Here is a 17,239-nt window from a genome sequence, read left to right on the forward strand (position 1 = left end):
ATGCTGAGGAGCCGGCGACGCCGGCGTCTCGAAGCACGCACAGCACAAACTGGATCCGCCCCCCGTGGGCGAGGCTCCGCTCACCATGAGGGCGGGGACAGTGCCTCTTTTCCGTTATCTTGAGACGGCGACATTACACCACCTCTCATCGTGAGGAGTCAGCGTGAGCTGCCGTCTCGAACGACGCAGGTCCACCTATGGCAGTGAAATGCGGCCATCGGCGTCGATCGGAAAATCCGGATTGTGCGCCACTTCCCAGACATTTTTCTCAGGATCGGCGAAATACCCGTACCAACCGCCCCAGAAAGCGCGGCCCGCCGGCTTGACGATACGGCCACCTGCTCGTTCGGCTTGCTCCAGCACCGTGCCGACTTCCTCTTCGGAGCGGGTGTTGTAGGCGAGATAGACGCGCGACGGCGCCGTACCGAAGGCAATGCCGGCATCCGTTTCGGCGTCAGCGCGCGGAAATAACGCCAGGATCGCACCACCCATCTGGAAGAAGGCAACGCCATCCCGGATGCGGTGCCGCTCCAGGCCCATCGTCTCATAGAAGGCCGCCATGCGATCGAGGTCGTCGACGGCGATCGTGACGATGGAGATTCGCGGTTCCATTCAGTGAAAACCGAAATGGCTTTTCAAAATGCTGAACAATTGCAAGGCGGAGCCTTCGTCCAACTGGATCGACTGACTGACCTTGCCCGGCATTACACTGTCGCTGCGCCCCGCCGTGTTGATCTGCAACAGGCGCCGCCCGTCCACTTCATAGGTATAATAGGTCGCGTCTATGGGGTCATGCAGGCTGGTGCGCTGCAAATGGCCGCGTGAAAACTGCTCGATCCGGGCCATCACTTTCCCTTCCAATCCGGTTGACGCTTGCCGATAAAGGCGCCGATACCTTCTTCGGCATCGCGCGCCAGCATGTTCTCGACCATCACCCGGCCGGTATAGTCATAGGCTTCCGCCAGCCCCATTTCGACCTGCCGATAGAACGCTTCCTTGCCAATCTTGAGCGTCAAAGGCGATTTGGAAGCAATGGTTTGCGCGTATTTCCCGACAATCTGATTCAGATATTCGCGCGGCACAACGCGATTGACGAGGCCGAATTCCTTCGCCGTGGGCGCATCGATGGTCTCGCCGGTCAGCAGCATCTCCATCGCCTGCTTGCGTGAGGCGTTGCGCGAGACGGCGACCATCGGCGTCGAGCAGAACAGGCCGATATGGACGCCCGGCGTGCAAAACGTCGCCTCCTGCGCGGCGACCGCCAGATCGCAGCTTGCCACCAGTTGCAGGCCGGCAGCGGTGGCAAGCCCCTCGACCTCGGCAATCACCGGCTTGGGATTGCGCACGATGGCCTGCATCAGCGCCGAACATTCGGCAAAGGTCTTTTCATAGAATGTCCTGCCCCGGTCGGGGTCGGCGCGGTGCGCGGTCAGTTCCTTGAGGTCATGGCCGGCGCAAAACACCTTGCCGGTAGCGGCCAGAACGATGACACGCACGGCCGGATCGTCGCGGGCGCGGTCGAGTTCGACCTTCAACGCCGCCATGGTGGCCAGCGAAAGCGCGTTGGCCGGCGGATTGGCAAGGGTAAGACGCAATATGCCGTCCGCCTCCTCGACCAGAACCGGCCCTTCCTGTTCCTCACGCTTCATGGCGACGATTTCAGCCATTTTATCCTCCATGCTTCCATCAAGCTTAGTACGCTGTCGCGCCCAGTCCAGCACCGGATGCGGCTGGAGCTAACAAAAGCTGTTGCCTGGAATGAGCAGGTTCGGCCAAAAGGGCGGAGTTGAACGGAGAGCGCCAATGCCCGCCCATGCCGATTTGAAGCCTGTCCTGACCGCTCCGGAAGTCAACGCGCTGATGCGCTCGGCCTTTCCACAACTCAATGGCAGCGGCAATTTCTATGAGACCATCGATGTTTTTCCCGGCGGCTGCACCGTGCGCCTCAATGCCGACGAGAGACATCTGCGCCCTGGCGGCACGGTTTCAGGCCCCTCTCTGTTCACGCTGGCCGATATCGGCGGCTATGCCTGCGTGCTGTCGCATGCCGGGCCGGACGCGCTGTCCGTCACCGTCAATCTCAATATCAATTTCATGCGCAAGGCCGAGGTCGGCCCCATCGACGGGCATTGCCGGATCCTGAAATTGGGCAAAAGCCTGATGGTGTTCGACATCGACATCATTGCCGGAGAGGATCGGCACACGGTGGCGCACGCCACCGGCACCTATTCGATCCCGCCGCGGCGTTGATTTTTATGTGGTAAAATAATACCACATACCTAACATTTTGATTATGCTTGACTTTACGAGAAAAAGTCCATTTCGTTCGGCTTGACGACGCCTGCGGGCATGCCTATAAGCACTGTTGAAACAGCGGCCCCGCAAAGGCCGCCTTTTCATTATTGGCCGAAGGCTTCCCGCCTCGGCCAATGAAAGCAACAAGAAACGCCTTTTCCGCTTTTGCGGTCAAGGTCTGGAACCTGAAAGCAAGAACCATGACAACCTTTTCGCAGAAGCCTGCGGACGTGGTGAAGAAGTGGGTGCTGATCGACGCCGAGGGTCTCGTCGTCGGCCGACTCGCCACCATCGTCGCCAACATCCTGCGCGGCAAGAACAAGCCGACCTTCACCCCGCATGTCGATGACGGCGACAACGTCATCATCATCAATGCCGACAAGGTCGTGCTCACCGGCAAGAAATACACCGACAAGGTCTATTACTGGCACACCGGCCATCCCGGCGGCATCAAGGAGCGCACCGCGCGGCAGTTGCTCGAGGGCCGTTTCCCCGAGCGCGTCGTCGAGAAGGCGGTCGAGCGCATGATCCCGCGCGGCCCGCTCGGCCGTCGCCAAATGAAGAATCTCCGCGTCTATGCAGGCGCCGAACACCCGCATACGGCACAGCAGCCCGAAACGCTCGACGTCGGCAAGCTGAACGCCAAGAACAAGAAGGTTGCTTGATATGGCTGAGCTTTCCTCGCTCGCAGAACTGGGCACCGTGGCTGCCGCCGAGCAGCCGGCCGCGCCCGTCCACGTCCAGAAGCTCGACAAGCAGGGTCGGGCCTATGCCACCGGCAAGCGCAAGGACGCCATCGCCCGCGTCTGGGTCAAGCCCGGTTCGGGCAAGATCGTCATCAACGACAAGGAATTCGCGGCCTATTTCGCGCGCCCCGTCCTGCAGATGATCCTCAAGCAGCCGATCGTGGCAACCAACCGGGACGGCCAGTTCGACATCGTCGCAACCGTCGCCGGCGGCGGCCTGTCCGGTCAGGCCGGCGCGGTGCGCCACGGCATCTCCAAGGCGCTGACCTATTACGAGCCGACGCTGCGCGGCGTGCTCAAGAAGGGCGGCTTCCTGACCCGCGACAGCCGCACCGTGGAGCGCAAGAAGTACGGTAAGGCCAAGGCTCGCCGCAGCTTCCAGTTCTCCAAGCGGTGAGGTTTTGGCCGGCCGCAAGGTCGGGTCGAATGTCCAATGGACATTCAACAGAAACCGAACGCCCGGAGCCATAGCGAAGGGCTGGAATTCAAAAGTTTTTGCAAATCAAGAGGCCGCGCCGCAAGCGCGGCCTTTTTCTTTGGCTGCTTACCAAAACGGCATAGCGCCCAAAACAGCGCAGAGCATTGCCACGCCCGCGCCCGCAAACAAAAAAGCCCCGGACGGACCGGAGCTTTTTTCTCAGATAAGGATATTGGCGGGCCGCGCCCGAGAAGGGTTATTTACCCTCTTTCGCCTTGTCCTGCTCTTCCTTGAGCTTCTTGGCGAAGTCCTCGTTGTTCTTGGCGACGAATTCCTGCAGCTTCTTCTGGCGTTCCTCGAGGTCCGACGGCTTCATTGCCGGCCCTTCGAACGCCTCCGTGAAGCCCTTGAGCGAAACCTTGATCGGATTCGGCTGGTTCTGGAAATTGACTGAAGTCAGCGTCAGTTCCGAGCCTTTCTTGAAGGAGGTTACGAGCTGATCGGTCAGCGGCACCTCGGCGACGCAGCGGTCGGGGAAGCAGATGACATAGTCAAGCTTCTGGGTCTTGCCACCGTCGATCTGCAAGCCGATGCCGGGCGGCACCAGGCGGCCGGTCGGAACCGTGACCTGGAAAACCTTGCGATTCACCTTACCCCTCAGATCGATCATGCTGATGCCGGTGATGAGTTGTCCGCTGCTCGCGGTGGTGATGTTCTGGACATTGCAGATATCAACGTCCTCCTGCTTGGTGCAGGCCTTGAACCATCCCTGCGGCGCCTGCTGTTGAGCCGACGCAGCCGCAAGCCCGGCACCCAGAAAGCCGGCCACGCCGGCGGCCATGACCGAAAGGCGGTATGCGTTGGTTTTCAGGCTCGTCATGTGCTGCATTTCCTCTCGAATGATCCCGGTTCGGCTGTTTTCGCCCGCGCGGTCCTGCTACCTGTTGCGCAATTGAGGCAACAGAATGACTCTGGCGGGCGTGTTACACTGCCCCGAGCGGCGAATCCAGCCCATCCGGGGGATTTCTTGATCGTCCGGCAGAGGCCGCGTCACGGCCACAATGGCGGCTATTGTGCGCGCAAGCCATGCCATCGAAGTCTGGAACCGTTAGGATGGAAGGCCGAATCATCCTGCTGCCCGTGCGAACGAGACACCTCATGCGCTGCGCCCTTTCCCGGCTGACCGTCGCGATTTTCCTGCTCGTACCCGGCCTCCAGCCGGCCAATGCCGAACCGAAGCACGCCATCGCCATGCGCGGCGAGCCGGCGCTGCCGGCGGATTACACGCATTTCGGCTACGCCAATCCGCAAGCGCCCAAGGGCGGGGCGATCACCTATTGCGTCGTCGGCACGTTCGACAATCTCAATCCGTTCATCATCAAGAGTTTGCGCACCACCGCGCGCGGCATGATCGACACGATCTTTGGCAATCTCGTCTTCGAGCCGCTGATGCAGCGCAACGAGAACGAGGCTTTCAGCCTTTACGGCCTTTTGGCCGACACCGCCGACATGAGCGAGGATCGCAAGTCGATCGAATTCCATCTCAACCCGAAGGCAAAATGGTCGGACGGTGTGCCGGTCACGCCGGAAGACGTGCTGTTCACCTATGACGTGTTCACCGACAAGGGCCGCCCGCCCTATTCGAACCGCATGAAAAGGGTGGCAAAGCTGGAAAAGACCGGCGAGCATTCCGTGCGGTTCACCTTCAACGAACATTCGGACCGCGAATTTCCGCTCATCGTCGCGATGACGCCGATCATCCCGAAACACGCCTTCGACAAGGCAACCTTCGACCAGACGACGTTGAAGCCGCTGATCGGCAGCGGCCCCTATACGGTGGCCGAGGTCAAGCCCGGCGACCGCATCGTCTTCAAGCGCAACCCGGATTATTGGGGCAAGGACATCCCCTCCAAACGCGGCTTCGACAATTACGACACGATCACCATCCAGTATTTCCTCAATGCCAACGCAAAGCTCGAAGCCTTCAAGAAGGGGCTTTGCGCCATCGACACGGAAACCGACCCGGTCAAGCGCGCGCGGGACATGGATTTTCCCGCATTCAAGCAGGGCAAGGTGGTGGCCGAGACCTTCAAGACCGGCATTCCGCCGGTCGTCACCGGCTTTTTATTCAACACACGGCTGAAGAAGTTCCAGAACCCGGTGGTGCGGCGCGCGCTCGGCATGCTCTATGATTTCTCATGGGCCAACAAGAACCTGTTCGGCGGCAACTACAAGCGGACCATGAGCTATTGGCAGGATTCGGAGCTCTCGGCGCTCGGCCACCCCGCCAGCGAAAAGGAGAAGGCGCTGCTTGCCCCCTTCCCCGGCCGCGTTCCCCCCGAGGTTTTGGACGGCACATGGCAACCACCCGTCACCGATGGTTCCGGCCAGGATCGCAAGGTGCTGCGTGCCGCCTACGATCTTCTGGAAAGCGCCGGCTACCGGATCAAGGACGGCGCCATGCTCGACCCGCAGGGCCAGCCATTCGGCTTCGAGATCCTGACCGCCGGCGAGGAGCAGTTGCGGCTTGCCTCGCTTTACCAGCGTACCCTTGGCAAGCTTGGCATTGCCGTAACCATCCGCGCGCTCGATGGCGACCAGATCCAGTCGCGCAAGCAGCGCTTCGATTTCGACGTGCTGATCGGCTCCAGCGGCTTCAGCAGTTCGCTATCGCCCGGCATCGAGCAGATCGGCCGCTGGGGCTCTTCCAGCGCCAATGTCGAAGGCTCGTTCAATCTGGGCGGCGTTTCCGACCCGGCCATCGACGCCGCCATCGACGCCATGCTCAACGCGCATTCCAAGGAAGACTATGTCGCGGCCGTGCGCGTCCTCGACCGGCTCCTGATCTCCGGCTTCTATATCGTGCCCTTCCAGCACGACACCGACCAGTGGATCGCCTACTGGAATTATCTGGATCATCCGAAGGAGACGCCCATATACGGCTATCAACTGCCAGCCTGGTGGCACAAACCGCAATAGGCGGAAAGGATGAAACGATGAGCGACCCAAATGCCGTCAGCCCCGTTTCCATCAGCATCGACGTTGTGTCGGACGTGGTCTGCCCCTGGTGCTTCATCGGCCAAAAGCGGCTCGACAAGGCGATTGCGGCAGCCGAGGTGGCGGTGGAAGTGCGCTGGCGGCCGTTCCAGCTCGACCCGACAATCCCGCCCGAAGGCACCGACCGGCATGCCTATATGCTCGGCAAGTTCGGCAGCGAGGAGCGCATTCGCGAAATCCACGGCCGGATCGAACCGCTGGGGGCGGCCGAGGGCATTGCCTTTGCCTTCGACGCCATCGCCCGTTCGCCCAACACGCTTGATGCGCACCGCATCATCCGCTGGGCCGGCGCCGTTGACGCCGGCGTGCAGAACAGGCTGGTGCGGCACCTGTTCCGGCTCTATTTCGAGCAAGGCGCCGAAATTGGCGACGCGACGGTGCTGATTTCAGCCGCGCGCGAGGCCGGCATGGACGCCGCGGTGGTGGAAACGCTGCTGCCGACCGATGCCGACAGAGATACCGTCAAGGCCGAGATCGAGACGGCGCAGCGCATGGGCGTCACCGGCGTGCCCTGCTTCCTGCTGGAAGGCAAATATGCGGTGGTGGGCGCGCAGGCCGTCGAGACGTTGGCTGAGGCGATCAGGCAGATCGCCGCCGCCAAGGCGAAGGGCGAGTTGGAAACAGCCGGATAGGCAGGCGCTCGTCGACAAATAGCTAATATGACGCAATGTCACACCAGAAAGTGCCGATTGCCAATCGCCGTTTCGCGCGCTCCATGCGTCGTGAAGCCACAGAGGCAGAAAACAGGCTTTGGCACGAGTTACGAGGCCGGCGTCTCGACCGGATAAAATTCCGCCGACAGGTTCCAATTGGAAACTATATCGCGGATTTTGCCTGCTTGAATTCCCGATTGATTGTCGAGATCGACGGCAGCCAGCATGCAGATTCGCAAGGTGACCAAAAACGGGATGCCGAATTGAAGCGGCGAGGTTTTCGCGTCCTGCGTTTCTGGAATGACGACGTTTTGCGCGATCTCGATTCAGTCTGCGATACCATTATTGCGTACGCACGCGACAATTCTCTAGAGCCATGGCGCTGAGACCGGTCCACCGCGTTTTAGCCCGCCAGTTTCGCCAGTTGCGTCATCACCACGGCGGAACCGGCGAGGCGCTTTTCGGCATTCGGCCAGTCACGGATGAAGACGACGCTCTGGTCCGGCCTGATCTTGGCCAGCGATCCCTGTTCGGAGATGAATTGCACCAGCCCGGCGGGATTTGAAAATTCCTTGTTGCGGAACTGGATCACCACGCCCTTCGGGCCGGCATCCAGCTTTTCCACATTGGCCTTGCGGCACAGCGCCTTGATGAAGACGATCTTCAAAAGGTGCTTCACCTCGTCCGGCAATGGCCCGAAGCGGTCGATCATCTCGGCCCCGAAGCCGTCGATCTCTTCCGGCGTTTCCAGATCGCCGAGCCGGCGATAGAGTGCCAGTCGCAATTGCAGGTCGGGCACGTAGCTTTCCGGGATCATCACCGCCGTGCCGACGGCGATCTGCGGCGACCAGCCGGTGTCAGTCACCTCACCCGAATCCTTCACTTCGGCGACCGCCTCCTCCAGCATCTGCTGGTAAAGCTCGAAGCCGACTTCCTTGATATGGCCGGATTGCGCGTCGCCGAGCAGGTTGCCAGCGCCGCGAATGTCGAGATCGTGGCTGGCAAGCTGGAAGCCCGCACCCAGCGTGTCCAGAGATTGCAGCACCTTCAGCCGCCGGTCCGCGGTGTCGGTGAGTTTCTTCTTGGCCGGCAGCGTGAACAGCGCATAGGCGCGCACCTTGGAGCGCCCCACCCGGCCGCGCAACTGGTAGAGCTGCGCCAGGCCGAACATGTCGGCACGATGCACGATCATGGTGTTCGCGGTCGGAATATCGAGGCCGGACTCCACGATAGTAGTGGACAGAAGCACGTCGTACTGGCCGTCATAAAAGGCGTTCATGATGTCGTCGAGTTGGCCGGGCGGCATCTGCCCATGCGCCACGGCGACTTTGAGTTCCGGCACTTCCGCCTTCAGGAAATCGTGGATCTCGGCCAGATCGCTGATGCGCGGTACGACATAGAAGGAATGACCGCCGCGATAACGCTCACGCAGCAGCGTCTCGCGGATGACCAGCGGATCGAAGGGCGACACGAAGGTGCGCACCGCCATGCGGTCCACCGGCGGCGTGGCGATCAGCGACAGTTCGCGCACGCCCGTCAGCGCCAGTTGCAGCGTGCGCGGAATGGGCGTCGCCGAAAGCGTCAGCACATGCACGTCGGTTTTCAGTTCCTTCAGCCGCTCCTTGTGCTTAACGCCAAAATGCTGCTCCTCGTCGATGATAAGCAGGCCCAGCCGCTTGAACGAAATGGCGCTGCCTAAAAGCGCATGGGTGCCGACGACGATGTCGATCGTGCCTTCGGCAACGCCCTTCTTGGTCTCGGCCAGTTCCTTGGAGCCGACCAGCCGCGATGCCTGCGCGACCTTGACCGGCAGGCCGGAAAATCGCTGCGAGAAGGTCTTGTAATGCTGGCGCGACAACAGCGTGGTCGGCACCACCACCGCCACCTGAAAACCTTCCATGGCGGCAATGAAGGCGGCACGCAGCGCAACTTCGGTTTTTCCGAAGCCGACATCGCCGCAGACCAGCCTGTCCATCGGCCGGCCGGCGGACAGGTCTTCCGAAACGGCGTCGATCGCCGTCTGCTGGTCGTCGGTTTCCTCGTAAGGGAAGCGCGCGGCAAACTCGCCATAAAGCCCCTCTGTGGGGATCATGGTGGGGGCAGCGCGCATCTGCCGCTCGGCGGCGATGCGGATCAGGTCGCCCGCCATGTCGAGCAGGCGCTTCTTCAGTTTCGCCTTGCGTGATTGCCAGGCGCCGCCGCCGAGCTTGTCGAGCGTGGCTTCCGCCGAATCCGAGCCATAGCGCGACAGAAGCTCGATGTTTTCCACCGGCAGGAACAGCCGGTCGTCGCCGGCATAGTGGATCTCGACGCAATCATGTGGCGCGCCGGCCGCTTGAATCGTTTTCAGGCCGATGAACCGGCCGATGCCATGGTCGGCATGGACAACGATGTCACCGGCCGAAAGCGAAGCGGCCTCGGCGATGAAATCGGCGGCGCGGCGCTTCTTCTTCGAGCGGCGAATCAGGCGGTCACCCAAAATGTCCTGCTCGGCGATGACAACCAGTTGATCGGTCTCGAAACCGGTTTCCAGCGGCAGCACGGCAAGTCCGGCCTCGCCCGGCTCCAGCTTTGCGACCTCGGCCAGCGTGCCGACCGGTTTCATGTTACCAAGATGGTGCTCGGCCAGAATCTGGCCCAGCCGGTCGAGCGAGCCTTCGGTCCAACCGGCAACGATGACGCGGCGCTTCTTGGCGCGTTCTTCGGCGATATGCTTGACCGCCACGCTGAAGATATTGGTGTTGGGGTCGGCGCGCTCCTCGGCAAAGCTGCGGCCGCTGCGCGAGCCAGCATGGAAGACCTTGCGCGCGCCGGCGTCTGGCTGGTCGAAGGGCGTGAACTCCACCGCGTCACGGCCGGCAATCGCGGCTTTCAGATTATCCGGCGACAAATAAAGCAGGTCGGGCGCGACCGGCTTATAGGGCACGGCGTCCTTGAGCGCGCTTTCACCCTGCTTGCGGCGCGCCTCGTAATGATCGAGAATCAGCGTGTGGCGTTCAGCCAGCGCCTCATGCGCCAGATGGTCGAACACGACCGGGGCATCGCCCAGATAGTCGAACACCGTTTCCAGCCGCTCGTAGAAGAAAGGCAGCCAATGCTCCATGCCGGCAAAGCGGCGGCCTTCGCTAACCGCCGCATAAAGAGCGTCGTCGCGAGAGGGCGCGCCGAACGCGTCGATATAGGAACGGCGGAAGCGGCTGATCGTGTCCGGCGTCAGCGCCACTTCGCTCATCGCCTGCAAGGTCATCGCGCTGCGCTGGCCGATAGTGCGCTGGCTGGCAACATCGAAGGCACGCAGCGATTCCAGCGTATCGCCGAAGAAATCGAGCCTGAGCGCCTCGCTCCAGCCCGGCGCATAAAGGTCGAGTATACCGCCGCGCACGGCGAACTCGCCAATCTCGCGCACTGTCGGCACGCGCTCGAAGCCGGAGGTTTCCAGCCGCGAAATCAGCGCCTTCATGTCGATCTGGTTGCCGGGCCTTGCCTGAAAACCCTGCGCCGCCATCAGTTCGGCCGGCGGCACGCGCTGGAGAAGCGCATTGGCGGTGGTCAGCACGACGGCGCGGTGCGGCGTGGTGCTCAGCGCGATCATCGCCGAGAGCGCATCGAGACGACGAGCCGCGGCGTCCGAGCCGGGCGACACGCGGTCGTAGGGCAGACAGTCCCAGGCGGGAAGCTCAAGCACCGGCAAGGCCGGATCGACGAAGGCCAGTGCCTCGACAATCGCCGGCAGGCGCTGGCCGTCGCGGGCGACGAACAGGAGCGGGCCGTCGGGTGCAATCTCGCGCGCGGTCTGGGCAATCGCAAAGGCCTCATAGCCGTCGGCGACGCCATCGACCAGCGATTCGGCCTTGCGCCCTTTTGGAAGGCCGATTTTGGGAACGAGATTCATGCAAATACGGTCAGAATGTCATTGTCCGGCGCGAAGCGAGGATTTTTCGCAGGACAGGCGAGTCCAGATTTTCGGGAACCGGCCGCTCGCCGGTAATCAGTGGCAGGAATTCGGTATCGGGAATGTCGAGGAGCCTTTCATATTGGTCGATCTCCTCTTGGGTCAAGTTGTCGATCTCGGCATCGGCGAACCGGCCCAGCACCAGATCCATCTCGCGCATGCCGCGATGCCACGAACGGAACAGCAGCTTCCTGCGATGGGCATCCAGGCCCTCGCTTGTTCTTGTCGTTCCGGTCATGTTGGCGCCTTTCCTCGACGTCCGCGCATATAGCGTGGATAGAGGGCGGTGTCAGCCTTGTGCGAAAAACGAGTTCTTCTAACATCGTGCGATGCGTCCCTCCCTGCTCGATCCGCTGTTTGCCCCGATCACAGCCCTTGCCGGTGTCGGCGCAAAAGTCGCGGCGCTGATTGCACGGGTGTTGCCGCTGGACCTTGGCGAGCGCGAGGCCCGCGCCGCCGACCTCATCTTCGTGCTGCCCAATTCGGTGATCGACCGGCGCAACCGGCCAGGCATCGCCAACGCGATTGACGGATCGATCGTCACGCTCGACCTCACCATAGACCGCCACCAGCCGCCGCCACGCGGCAACCGCTCGGTGCCCTACCGCATCCACGCGCATGACGATACCGACGACATCGTGCTGACCTTCTTCCATGCCCACGCCGCCTGGCTCGAAAAGCAGTTGCCGGAAGGCGAACAGGTCGTCGTTTCGGGCCGCATCGAATGGTTCAACGGACGCCCGACCATGGTGCATCCCGATCATATCGCATTGGCAGGCGAGGCCGAAAACCTGCCGCTGGTCGAGCCGGTCTATCCGCTGACAGCAGGGCTGTCACCGAAAGTGCTGCGCCGTGCCATCGGCCAGGCTCTTGGCCGCGTGCCGGCGCTGCCGGAATGGCAGGACGGTGCCTTCATGCGCGGCCGCAGCTTTGCCGCCTTCAACGCCGCGCTCCAGCGCGTCCACAATCCTGAAAGTCCGCTCGATGCCGATCCGGACAGCGCTGCATGGCGCAGACTGGCCTATGACGAATTTCTGGCCGGACAGGTTTCGCTGGCGCTGGTGCGCGCCAAGGTGCGGCGGCTTTCGGGCCGACCGCTTGCTGGCGACGGCCGCATCATCGAAAAACTGCTCGCAGCCCTGCCCTATAGGCTAACCGGCTCGCAGGAGACGGCGCTGGCCGAAATTCTTTCTGACCTCGCCGAGCCGGAACGCATGCTGCGGCTTTTGCAGGGCGATGTCGGCTCCGGCAAGACGGTGGTGGCGCTGCTGGCCATGGCGCGCGCGGTCGAGGCCGGCGGACAGGCCGCATTGATGGCGCCGACCGAAATCCTCGCCCGCCAGCATTTTTCAACCATCGCCCCGCTGGCCGAACGGGCAGGCCTGCGCGTGGCGGTGCTGACCGGCCGTGAAAAGGGGCGTGAGCGCGCTCAGGTGCTGGAGGGACTGGCCGATGGCTCCATTCATATCGTAATGGGCACGCATGCGCTGTTCCAGGAAAGCGTTGCGTTCCGCAATCTCGTGCTGGCCATCGTCGACGAGCAGCACCGTTTCGGTGTCCATCAGCGGCTGGCCATGACCGCCAAGGGCGATGCGCCCGACATGCTGGTGATGACGGCGACGCCGATCCCGCGCACGCTGGTGCTCACCGCCTTCGGCGACATGGACGTGTCAAAACTCACCGAAAAGCCGGCGGGCCGACAGCCGATCCGCACCGTGACCTTGCCATTGGAGCGGCTGGACGAACTGGTCGGGCGCATCCGCGACGCGGTGGCCGACGGCCAGAAAATCTACTGGATCTGCCCGCTGGTCGAGGAATCGGAAGAAATCAAGCTGATGGCGGCGGAGGACCGCTTCGCCTCGCTCAAGCCGGTTTTCGACGACCGCATCGGCCTTGTCCATGGCCGCATGAAGGGCGCGGAGAAGGACGAGGCCGTGCGCGCCTTCAAGGAGGGCGAGACGCGCGTGCTGGTTGCCACCACGGTCATCGAGGTCGGCGTCGATGTGCCGGACGCCACGATTATGGTGATCGAGCATGCCGAACGCTTCGGTCTCGCCCAGTTGCACCAGTTGCGCGGCCGCGTCGGGCGCGGGACAAAGCCGTCATCCTGCGTTCTGCTTTACAAGGACCCGCTAGGCGAAACGGCCAAGCGCCGGCTTTCGGTGATGCGCGAGACGGAGGACGGCTTCGTCATCGCCGAGGAAGACTTGAAGCTACGCGGCGAAGGCGAATTGCTCGGCACCCGCCAGTCCGGCTCGCCGGGTTTCCAGGTGGCGCGTATCGAGGTGCATGCCGACATGCTGGAAGCGGCGCGCGACGACGCGCGCCTGATCCTGTCGCGCGATCCGGACCTGCAATCCGATCGCGGCGAAGCGGTGCGCCTGCTGCTTTATCTGTTCGGCCGCGACGATGCGGTGCGGCTCTTGCGGGCGGGATAGGTGCGCCGGTCGATCATTGCGGGATTGTTGAGCGTCACCTCGACCGGCTTGCCATCCAATTTAGCGTTCGTCTTGACCGGCGGCGCCACCAGCCCGGCGGACACGATCAGCCGCGCGCCCTCCTCGATGGTCATGTCGAGCATGACGATCTCGGACTTGCGCACATACATCAAAAAGCCGGTGGTCGGATTCGGCGTACAGGGCATGAACACGCCCACCAGCGGATCGCCCTCCCTGTCGAGCTTGCGGTTGATCTCGGTTTCCTTCTCACCGGCGACGAAGACCAGCGACCAGACATCCTTGCGCGGATATTCGACCAAGCCGACCAGACTGAACATGTCGCCCTTGTTGGACAGCACGGTTTCGAAAATCTGCTTGAGCGAACGGTAGATGGTGCGCACCAGCGGCATGCGGCCAAGCAGGCGCTCGCCGAAGCCGATGACGGCGCGGCCGGCGATGTTGGCGGTGAGGAAGCCGATCAGCGTAATCAGCACTAACGCCACGATCAGGCCAAAGCCGGGTATGCGGAAATTCAGATAGGTATCGGGGCTGTAGCGCGCGGGAATATAGGGTTTCACCCAGGAATCGACCCAGCCGATGAACGACCAGGCGATATAGGCGGTGATCACCAGCGGCGCGCAGACGATGAATCCGGTCAGAAAATAGTTCCTGAGCCGCGTCATGCCGGACGGCTTCAATGAATCAGACATAGCACCCCGCCGCGTCGTTGCGATGCAACATTAGGCGAGACGGACGCGGTTTGGAACCTGTCAAGTTTCACGCCAGCAGAAAGGCGGCACACCGCCCGGCATGCCGCCTCGCTGCAACTCGCCAGATCGGCCTCAGTCGAGCGTGACCGGCTTGGCCTTCTCCACATATGCGTTGGTATAGGTCTTGGTGATGTCGACATGGGCATTGGCGACATCGGGCGAACCGCCCTCGAACACGTCAAGCACCGCCTGTGCGCCCTTCGCATCCATCAGGCCGGTCTTGGAATACATCGGCAGCGTGTTCTTCAGCGCCGCCAGATAGGCCTCCTTGTCGGGGCCGACCAGATTGGCCGGCATCTTGGCCATGATGTCCTCGGCACTATGCGAATGGATCCAGTTCAGCGTGGAAACCATGGCATTGGTCAGCGCCTGGGTTTCCTCCGGATGCTCCGCCATCCATTCCGGCCGCGTGTAGAAGGCGCCGCCGGGATAGTCGCCGCCGAACACGGCTTCGGTGTCCTTCTGCGTGCGCGTATCCACCAATATGCCGAGATCCTTATATTTGGTCTGCAACACGGTAACGGCCGGATCGAGCATGACAGCCGCGTCGATCTGGCCCTGCTCCATCGCCGCGATCGACGTCGCGCCGAGGCCGACACCGATGACGGCGGCGGCGGTCGGCGCAAGGCCGGCCTTCTTCAACTGGTATTTCAGGAAAAAGTCAGTCGAGGAGCCCGGTGCGCTGACACCGACCTTCTTGCCGTCAAGGTCCTTGGTGGTCTTGATCTTGCCGGTCTGGCCAGGTGCGACGACGAGCACAAGACCCGGAAACTGGTCATAAACGACGAAAGCCTGCAATTGCTGCTTCTTGGCGGCCAGGGCGACGGTGTGGTCGAAATAACCCGACACGACATCGGCGCTGCCGCCCAGCACCGCCGTCAGCGACTGAGAACCGCCCTTGAAATCGACCAGATCGACATCGACACCGGCCTTTTCATAGGCTCCCAACTGCTTGGCGAGCACCGTCGGCAGATAGCACAGGCAGGCCGCTCCACCGACCGCCAGCGTTACCTTGGACTTGGCCTCGGCAACACCGCCGACGGCCAGCACGACGGCAAGAGCCGCCGCCAGTTTGGTCATCAATTTCATCGTTTCCTCCTCCTTGTTTGATATCAAATAGCCTGATTGGTGCCCGTTCAGCTTTGCCGGCCCGCTTCCGGGCGCCAGACCAGAAGACGTCGCTCGACCAGCGTAACCAGCCAATCGATTACCAGCACGAAAGCCGCCAGAACGAACATGCCAGCAAAGACGCCACCGATGTCGAACACGCCTTCGGCCTGCTGGATCAGATAGCCGAGGCCGGCAGCCGCGCCGAGATATTCGCCGACCACCGCGCCCACGACGGCAAAGCCCACCGAGGTGTGCAGCGAAGAAAACATCCACGACAGCGCCGACGGCCAATAGACGTGACGCAGCAATTGCCGCTCGTTCATGCCGAGCATGCGGGCATTGGAGAGCACCGTGCGGTTCACCTCGCGCACGCCCTGGTAAACGTTGAAGAAGACGATAAAGAACACCAGCGAGACACCGAGCGCCACCTTGGACCAGATGCCCAGCCCGAACCACAGCGTGAAGATCGGCGCCAACACGACCCGAGGCAGCGCGTTGGCGGCCTTCACATAAGGATCGAAGATCGCCGCAAGCATCGCCTTGCGGGCAAACCAGAAGCCAATGACGATTGCGGCAGCCGAGCCGATGACGAAAGCCAGCATCGCCTCGAGCAGCGTGATCCACAAATGATACCAGATCGAACCGTCGAGGAACCAGCGCCAGATTTGCGTGACCACCGCTATCGGCGTCGAGAAAAAGAAGGAGATGGTGTTGGGGTCACCAATCACATGCGTGGTCGATGCCATCTGCCAGAAGGCTATGATGACCAGGGCGACCGCGACCTGAAGCCCTATAAGACCGAACCGGTTCATTGTGCCGCCTCCTCGCTCTGCTGGTCGCTATAGGCTTTCAGCACTTCCTTCTTGAGCATGTGCCAGATGTCGCGGTGAAGTGTCTGGAAAGCACGCTCGAGCTTGATTTCGGAAATGTCGCGCGGCCGCTCGAGCGGGATCGCGAAATCGCCGATAATGCGTGCAGACGGCCCGGCCGACATGACGACAACACGGTCGGCAAGGGCGATCGCTTCCTCGAGATCGTGGGTCACGAACATCACCGCCTTGCGGTCCTGCGACCACAGATTGAGCAAAAGGTCGCCCATGATGAGACGGGTTTGCGCGTCGAGGGGGCCGAAGGGTTCGTCCATCAAGATGATCTTGGGATCGCGGATCAGCACTTGCGCCAGGGCCACACGTTTGCGCTGGCCGCCGGACAGCATGTGTGGATAGCGTTCGCTGAAGGCGGCAAGGCCAACCCTGGCAAGCCAGTCACGCGCTTTCTTGCGCGCCTCGGCCCTGGCTGTGCCGGCGACCTCCAACCCGATAGCGACATTTTCCAGCGCCGTCTTCCATGGCATCAAGGCATCCTGCTGGAAGAGATAGCCGGCTTGCCGGTTTATGCCAGCCAGCGGCGCACCTAGCACCGTGACGCGGCCGGACGCTGGCCTCAACAGGCCGGCAGCGGCGTTGAGCAGCGTCGATTTTCCGCAGCCGGTCGGGCCGATGATGGCGGCGAACTCGCGCGGCCCCACGACAAGGTCGGAACTGGCGACGGCGCGGAAAACGCGCCCTTCGGGAAGCGTGAACTCGATGGTCACGCCGTCGAGGCGGACCGCCGCATGCGCGGCATCCGCTTTGGCACCCAATGCGCCTTCAGTCACACCCGCCGTCATGGCGCCATGAAGCGGCCGTCCCGGCGCGCCCCTTCGCTTGCAGACTCGCGGGCAAAATCAGCGGTATCGTCTGTCATCCGTCTCCTCTCGCGGCACAAGGCGAGGCCCGCGCAGGGCGGCCACGATAGGGC

The 17,239-nt window shown here is 62.2% G+C and carries 17 protein-coding genes; 7 read left to right on the forward strand and 10 right to left on the reverse strand.

The window, feature by feature from the left end:
• Positions 1 to 195: 195 nt before the first annotated feature.
• Genes BFN67_RS21385 through BFN67_RS21395 form a run of 3 tightly spaced genes read right to left on the reverse strand, consistent with a single transcriptional unit; the run spans position 196 to position 1,667 of the window.
• Positions 196 to 612 (reverse strand): VOC family protein, encoded by a 417-nt coding sequence (locus BFN67_RS21385; RefSeq protein ID WP_080921491.1) that lies wholly within the window; start codon positions 610 to 612, stop codon positions 196 to 198.
• Positions 613 to 846, reverse strand: a complete 234-nt coding sequence (locus tag BFN67_RS21390) for a hypothetical protein (protein ID WP_080921492.1) — start codon at positions 844 to 846, stop codon at positions 613 to 615.
• Entirely contained in the window at positions 846 to 1,667 is an 822-nt protein-coding gene (locus tag BFN67_RS21395; protein WP_080921621.1) for an enoyl-CoA hydratase, read from the reverse strand. The genes BFN67_RS21390 and BFN67_RS21395 overlap by 1 nt, the downstream gene beginning before the upstream one ends.
• 136 nt (positions 1,668 to 1,803) lie before the next feature.
• On the opposite strand from BFN67_RS21395, the gene BFN67_RS21400 reads away from it, so the two are divergent.
• The 3 genes from BFN67_RS21400 (at position 1,804) to rpsI (ending at position 3,438) form a co-directional block, all read left to right on the forward strand.
• Positions 1,804 to 2,250, forward strand: a complete 447-nt coding sequence (locus tag BFN67_RS21400) for a PaaI family thioesterase (RefSeq protein ID WP_080921493.1) — start codon at positions 1,804 to 1,806, stop codon at positions 2,248 to 2,250.
• A 245-nt stretch (positions 2,251 to 2,495) separates the two neighbouring features.
• Positions 2,496 to 2,960: a 50S ribosomal protein L13 gene (rplM, locus tag BFN67_RS21405; RefSeq protein WP_080921622.1), complete on the forward strand. Its 465-nt coding sequence runs from the start codon at positions 2,496 to 2,498 to the stop codon at positions 2,958 to 2,960.
• A 1-nt stretch (position 2,961) separates the two neighbouring features.
• The gene (gene rpsI / locus BFN67_RS21410; RefSeq protein WP_080921494.1) at positions 2,962 to 3,438 is read left to right on the forward strand and encodes a 30S ribosomal protein S9; all 477 of its coding nucleotides are present in this window, start codon (positions 2,962 to 2,964) and stop codon (positions 3,436 to 3,438) included.
• Positions 3,439 to 3,715: 277 nt separating this feature from the next.
• Here rpsI and BFN67_RS21415 read toward each other — a convergent pair whose 3' ends face one another.
• Positions 3,716 to 4,339 carry an invasion associated locus B family protein gene (locus BFN67_RS21415; protein WP_080921623.1) on the reverse strand — a complete coding sequence of 208 codons (624 nt, stop codon included), beginning with the start codon at positions 4,337 to 4,339 and terminating at the stop codon, positions 3,716 to 3,718.
• Positions 4,340 to 4,617: 278 nt separating this feature from the next.
• Here BFN67_RS21415 and BFN67_RS21420 point away from each other — a divergent pair, with 278 nt between their 5' ends.
• From BFN67_RS21420 to BFN67_RS21430, 3 genes are read left to right on the forward strand one after another with little or no spacing between them, the layout of a single operon-like run.
• On the forward strand, positions 4,618 to 6,438 hold the full coding sequence (locus BFN67_RS21420) for an extracellular solute-binding protein (RefSeq protein ID WP_080921624.1): 1,821 nt from the start codon (positions 4,618 to 4,620) through the stop codon (positions 6,436 to 6,438).
• Between the two features lie 17 nt (positions 6,439 to 6,455).
• Positions 6,456 to 7,148 (forward strand): DsbA family oxidoreductase, encoded by a 693-nt coding sequence (locus tag BFN67_RS21425; RefSeq protein WP_080921625.1) that lies wholly within the window; start codon positions 6,456 to 6,458, stop codon positions 7,146 to 7,148.
• Between the two features lie 35 nt (positions 7,149 to 7,183).
• Positions 7,184 to 7,555 carry an endonuclease domain-containing protein gene (locus BFN67_RS21430; RefSeq protein WP_080921495.1) on the forward strand — a complete coding sequence of 124 codons (372 nt, stop codon included), beginning with the start codon at positions 7,184 to 7,186 and terminating at the stop codon, positions 7,553 to 7,555.
• Positions 7,556 to 7,572: 17 nt separating this feature from the next.
• On the opposite strand, the gene mfd is transcribed toward BFN67_RS21430, so the two are convergent.
• Positions 7,573 to 11,061 (reverse strand): transcription-repair coupling factor, encoded by a 3,489-nt coding sequence (gene mfd / locus BFN67_RS21435; RefSeq protein WP_080921496.1) that lies wholly within the window; start codon positions 11,059 to 11,061, stop codon positions 7,573 to 7,575.
• Between the two features lie 10 nt (positions 11,062 to 11,071).
• Positions 11,072 to 11,359 carry a succinate dehydrogenase assembly factor 2 gene (locus tag BFN67_RS21440; RefSeq protein ID WP_080921497.1) on the reverse strand — a complete coding sequence of 96 codons (288 nt, stop codon included), beginning with the start codon at positions 11,357 to 11,359 and terminating at the stop codon, positions 11,072 to 11,074.
• Positions 11,360 to 11,450: 91 nt separating this feature from the next.
• Here BFN67_RS21440 and recG point away from each other — a divergent pair, with 91 nt between their 5' ends.
• Positions 11,451 to 13,559 (forward strand): ATP-dependent DNA helicase RecG, encoded by a 2,109-nt coding sequence (gene recG, locus BFN67_RS21445; RefSeq protein ID WP_080921498.1) that lies wholly within the window; start codon positions 11,451 to 11,453, stop codon positions 13,557 to 13,559.
• Here recG and BFN67_RS21450 read toward each other — a convergent pair.
• The 4 genes from BFN67_RS21450 to BFN67_RS21465 form a co-directional block, all read right to left on the reverse strand.
• A complete protein-coding gene (locus BFN67_RS21450) occupies positions 13,511 to 14,269 on the reverse strand; it encodes a DUF502 domain-containing protein (protein ID WP_080921499.1) in 759 nt (252 codons plus the stop codon). The two genes, recG and BFN67_RS21450, sit on opposite strands and share 49 nt — an antisense overlap.
• A 132-nt stretch (positions 14,270 to 14,401) precedes the next feature.
• Positions 14,402 to 15,418: an ABC transporter substrate-binding protein gene (locus BFN67_RS21455; RefSeq protein ID WP_080921500.1), complete on the reverse strand. Its 1,017-nt coding sequence runs from the start codon at positions 15,416 to 15,418 to the stop codon at positions 14,402 to 14,404.
• Positions 15,419 to 15,465: 47 nt separating this feature from the next.
• Positions 15,466 to 16,251: an ABC transporter permease gene (locus BFN67_RS21460; RefSeq protein WP_080921501.1), complete on the reverse strand. Its 786-nt coding sequence runs from the start codon at positions 16,249 to 16,251 to the stop codon at positions 15,466 to 15,468.
• Positions 16,248 to 17,108 (reverse strand): ABC transporter ATP-binding protein, encoded by an 861-nt coding sequence (locus BFN67_RS21465; RefSeq protein ID WP_080921502.1) that lies wholly within the window; start codon positions 17,106 to 17,108, stop codon positions 16,248 to 16,250. Before BFN67_RS21465 ends, BFN67_RS21460 begins: the two co-directional genes overlap by 4 nt.
• Positions 17,109 to 17,239: the final 131 nt, after the last annotated feature.

Origin of the sequence: Manganibacter manganicus (assembly GCF_002075885.1) — a bacterium.
Classification (GTDB): Bacteria; Pseudomonadota; Alphaproteobacteria; order Rhizobiales; family Rhizobiaceae; genus Mesorhizobium; species Mesorhizobium manganicum.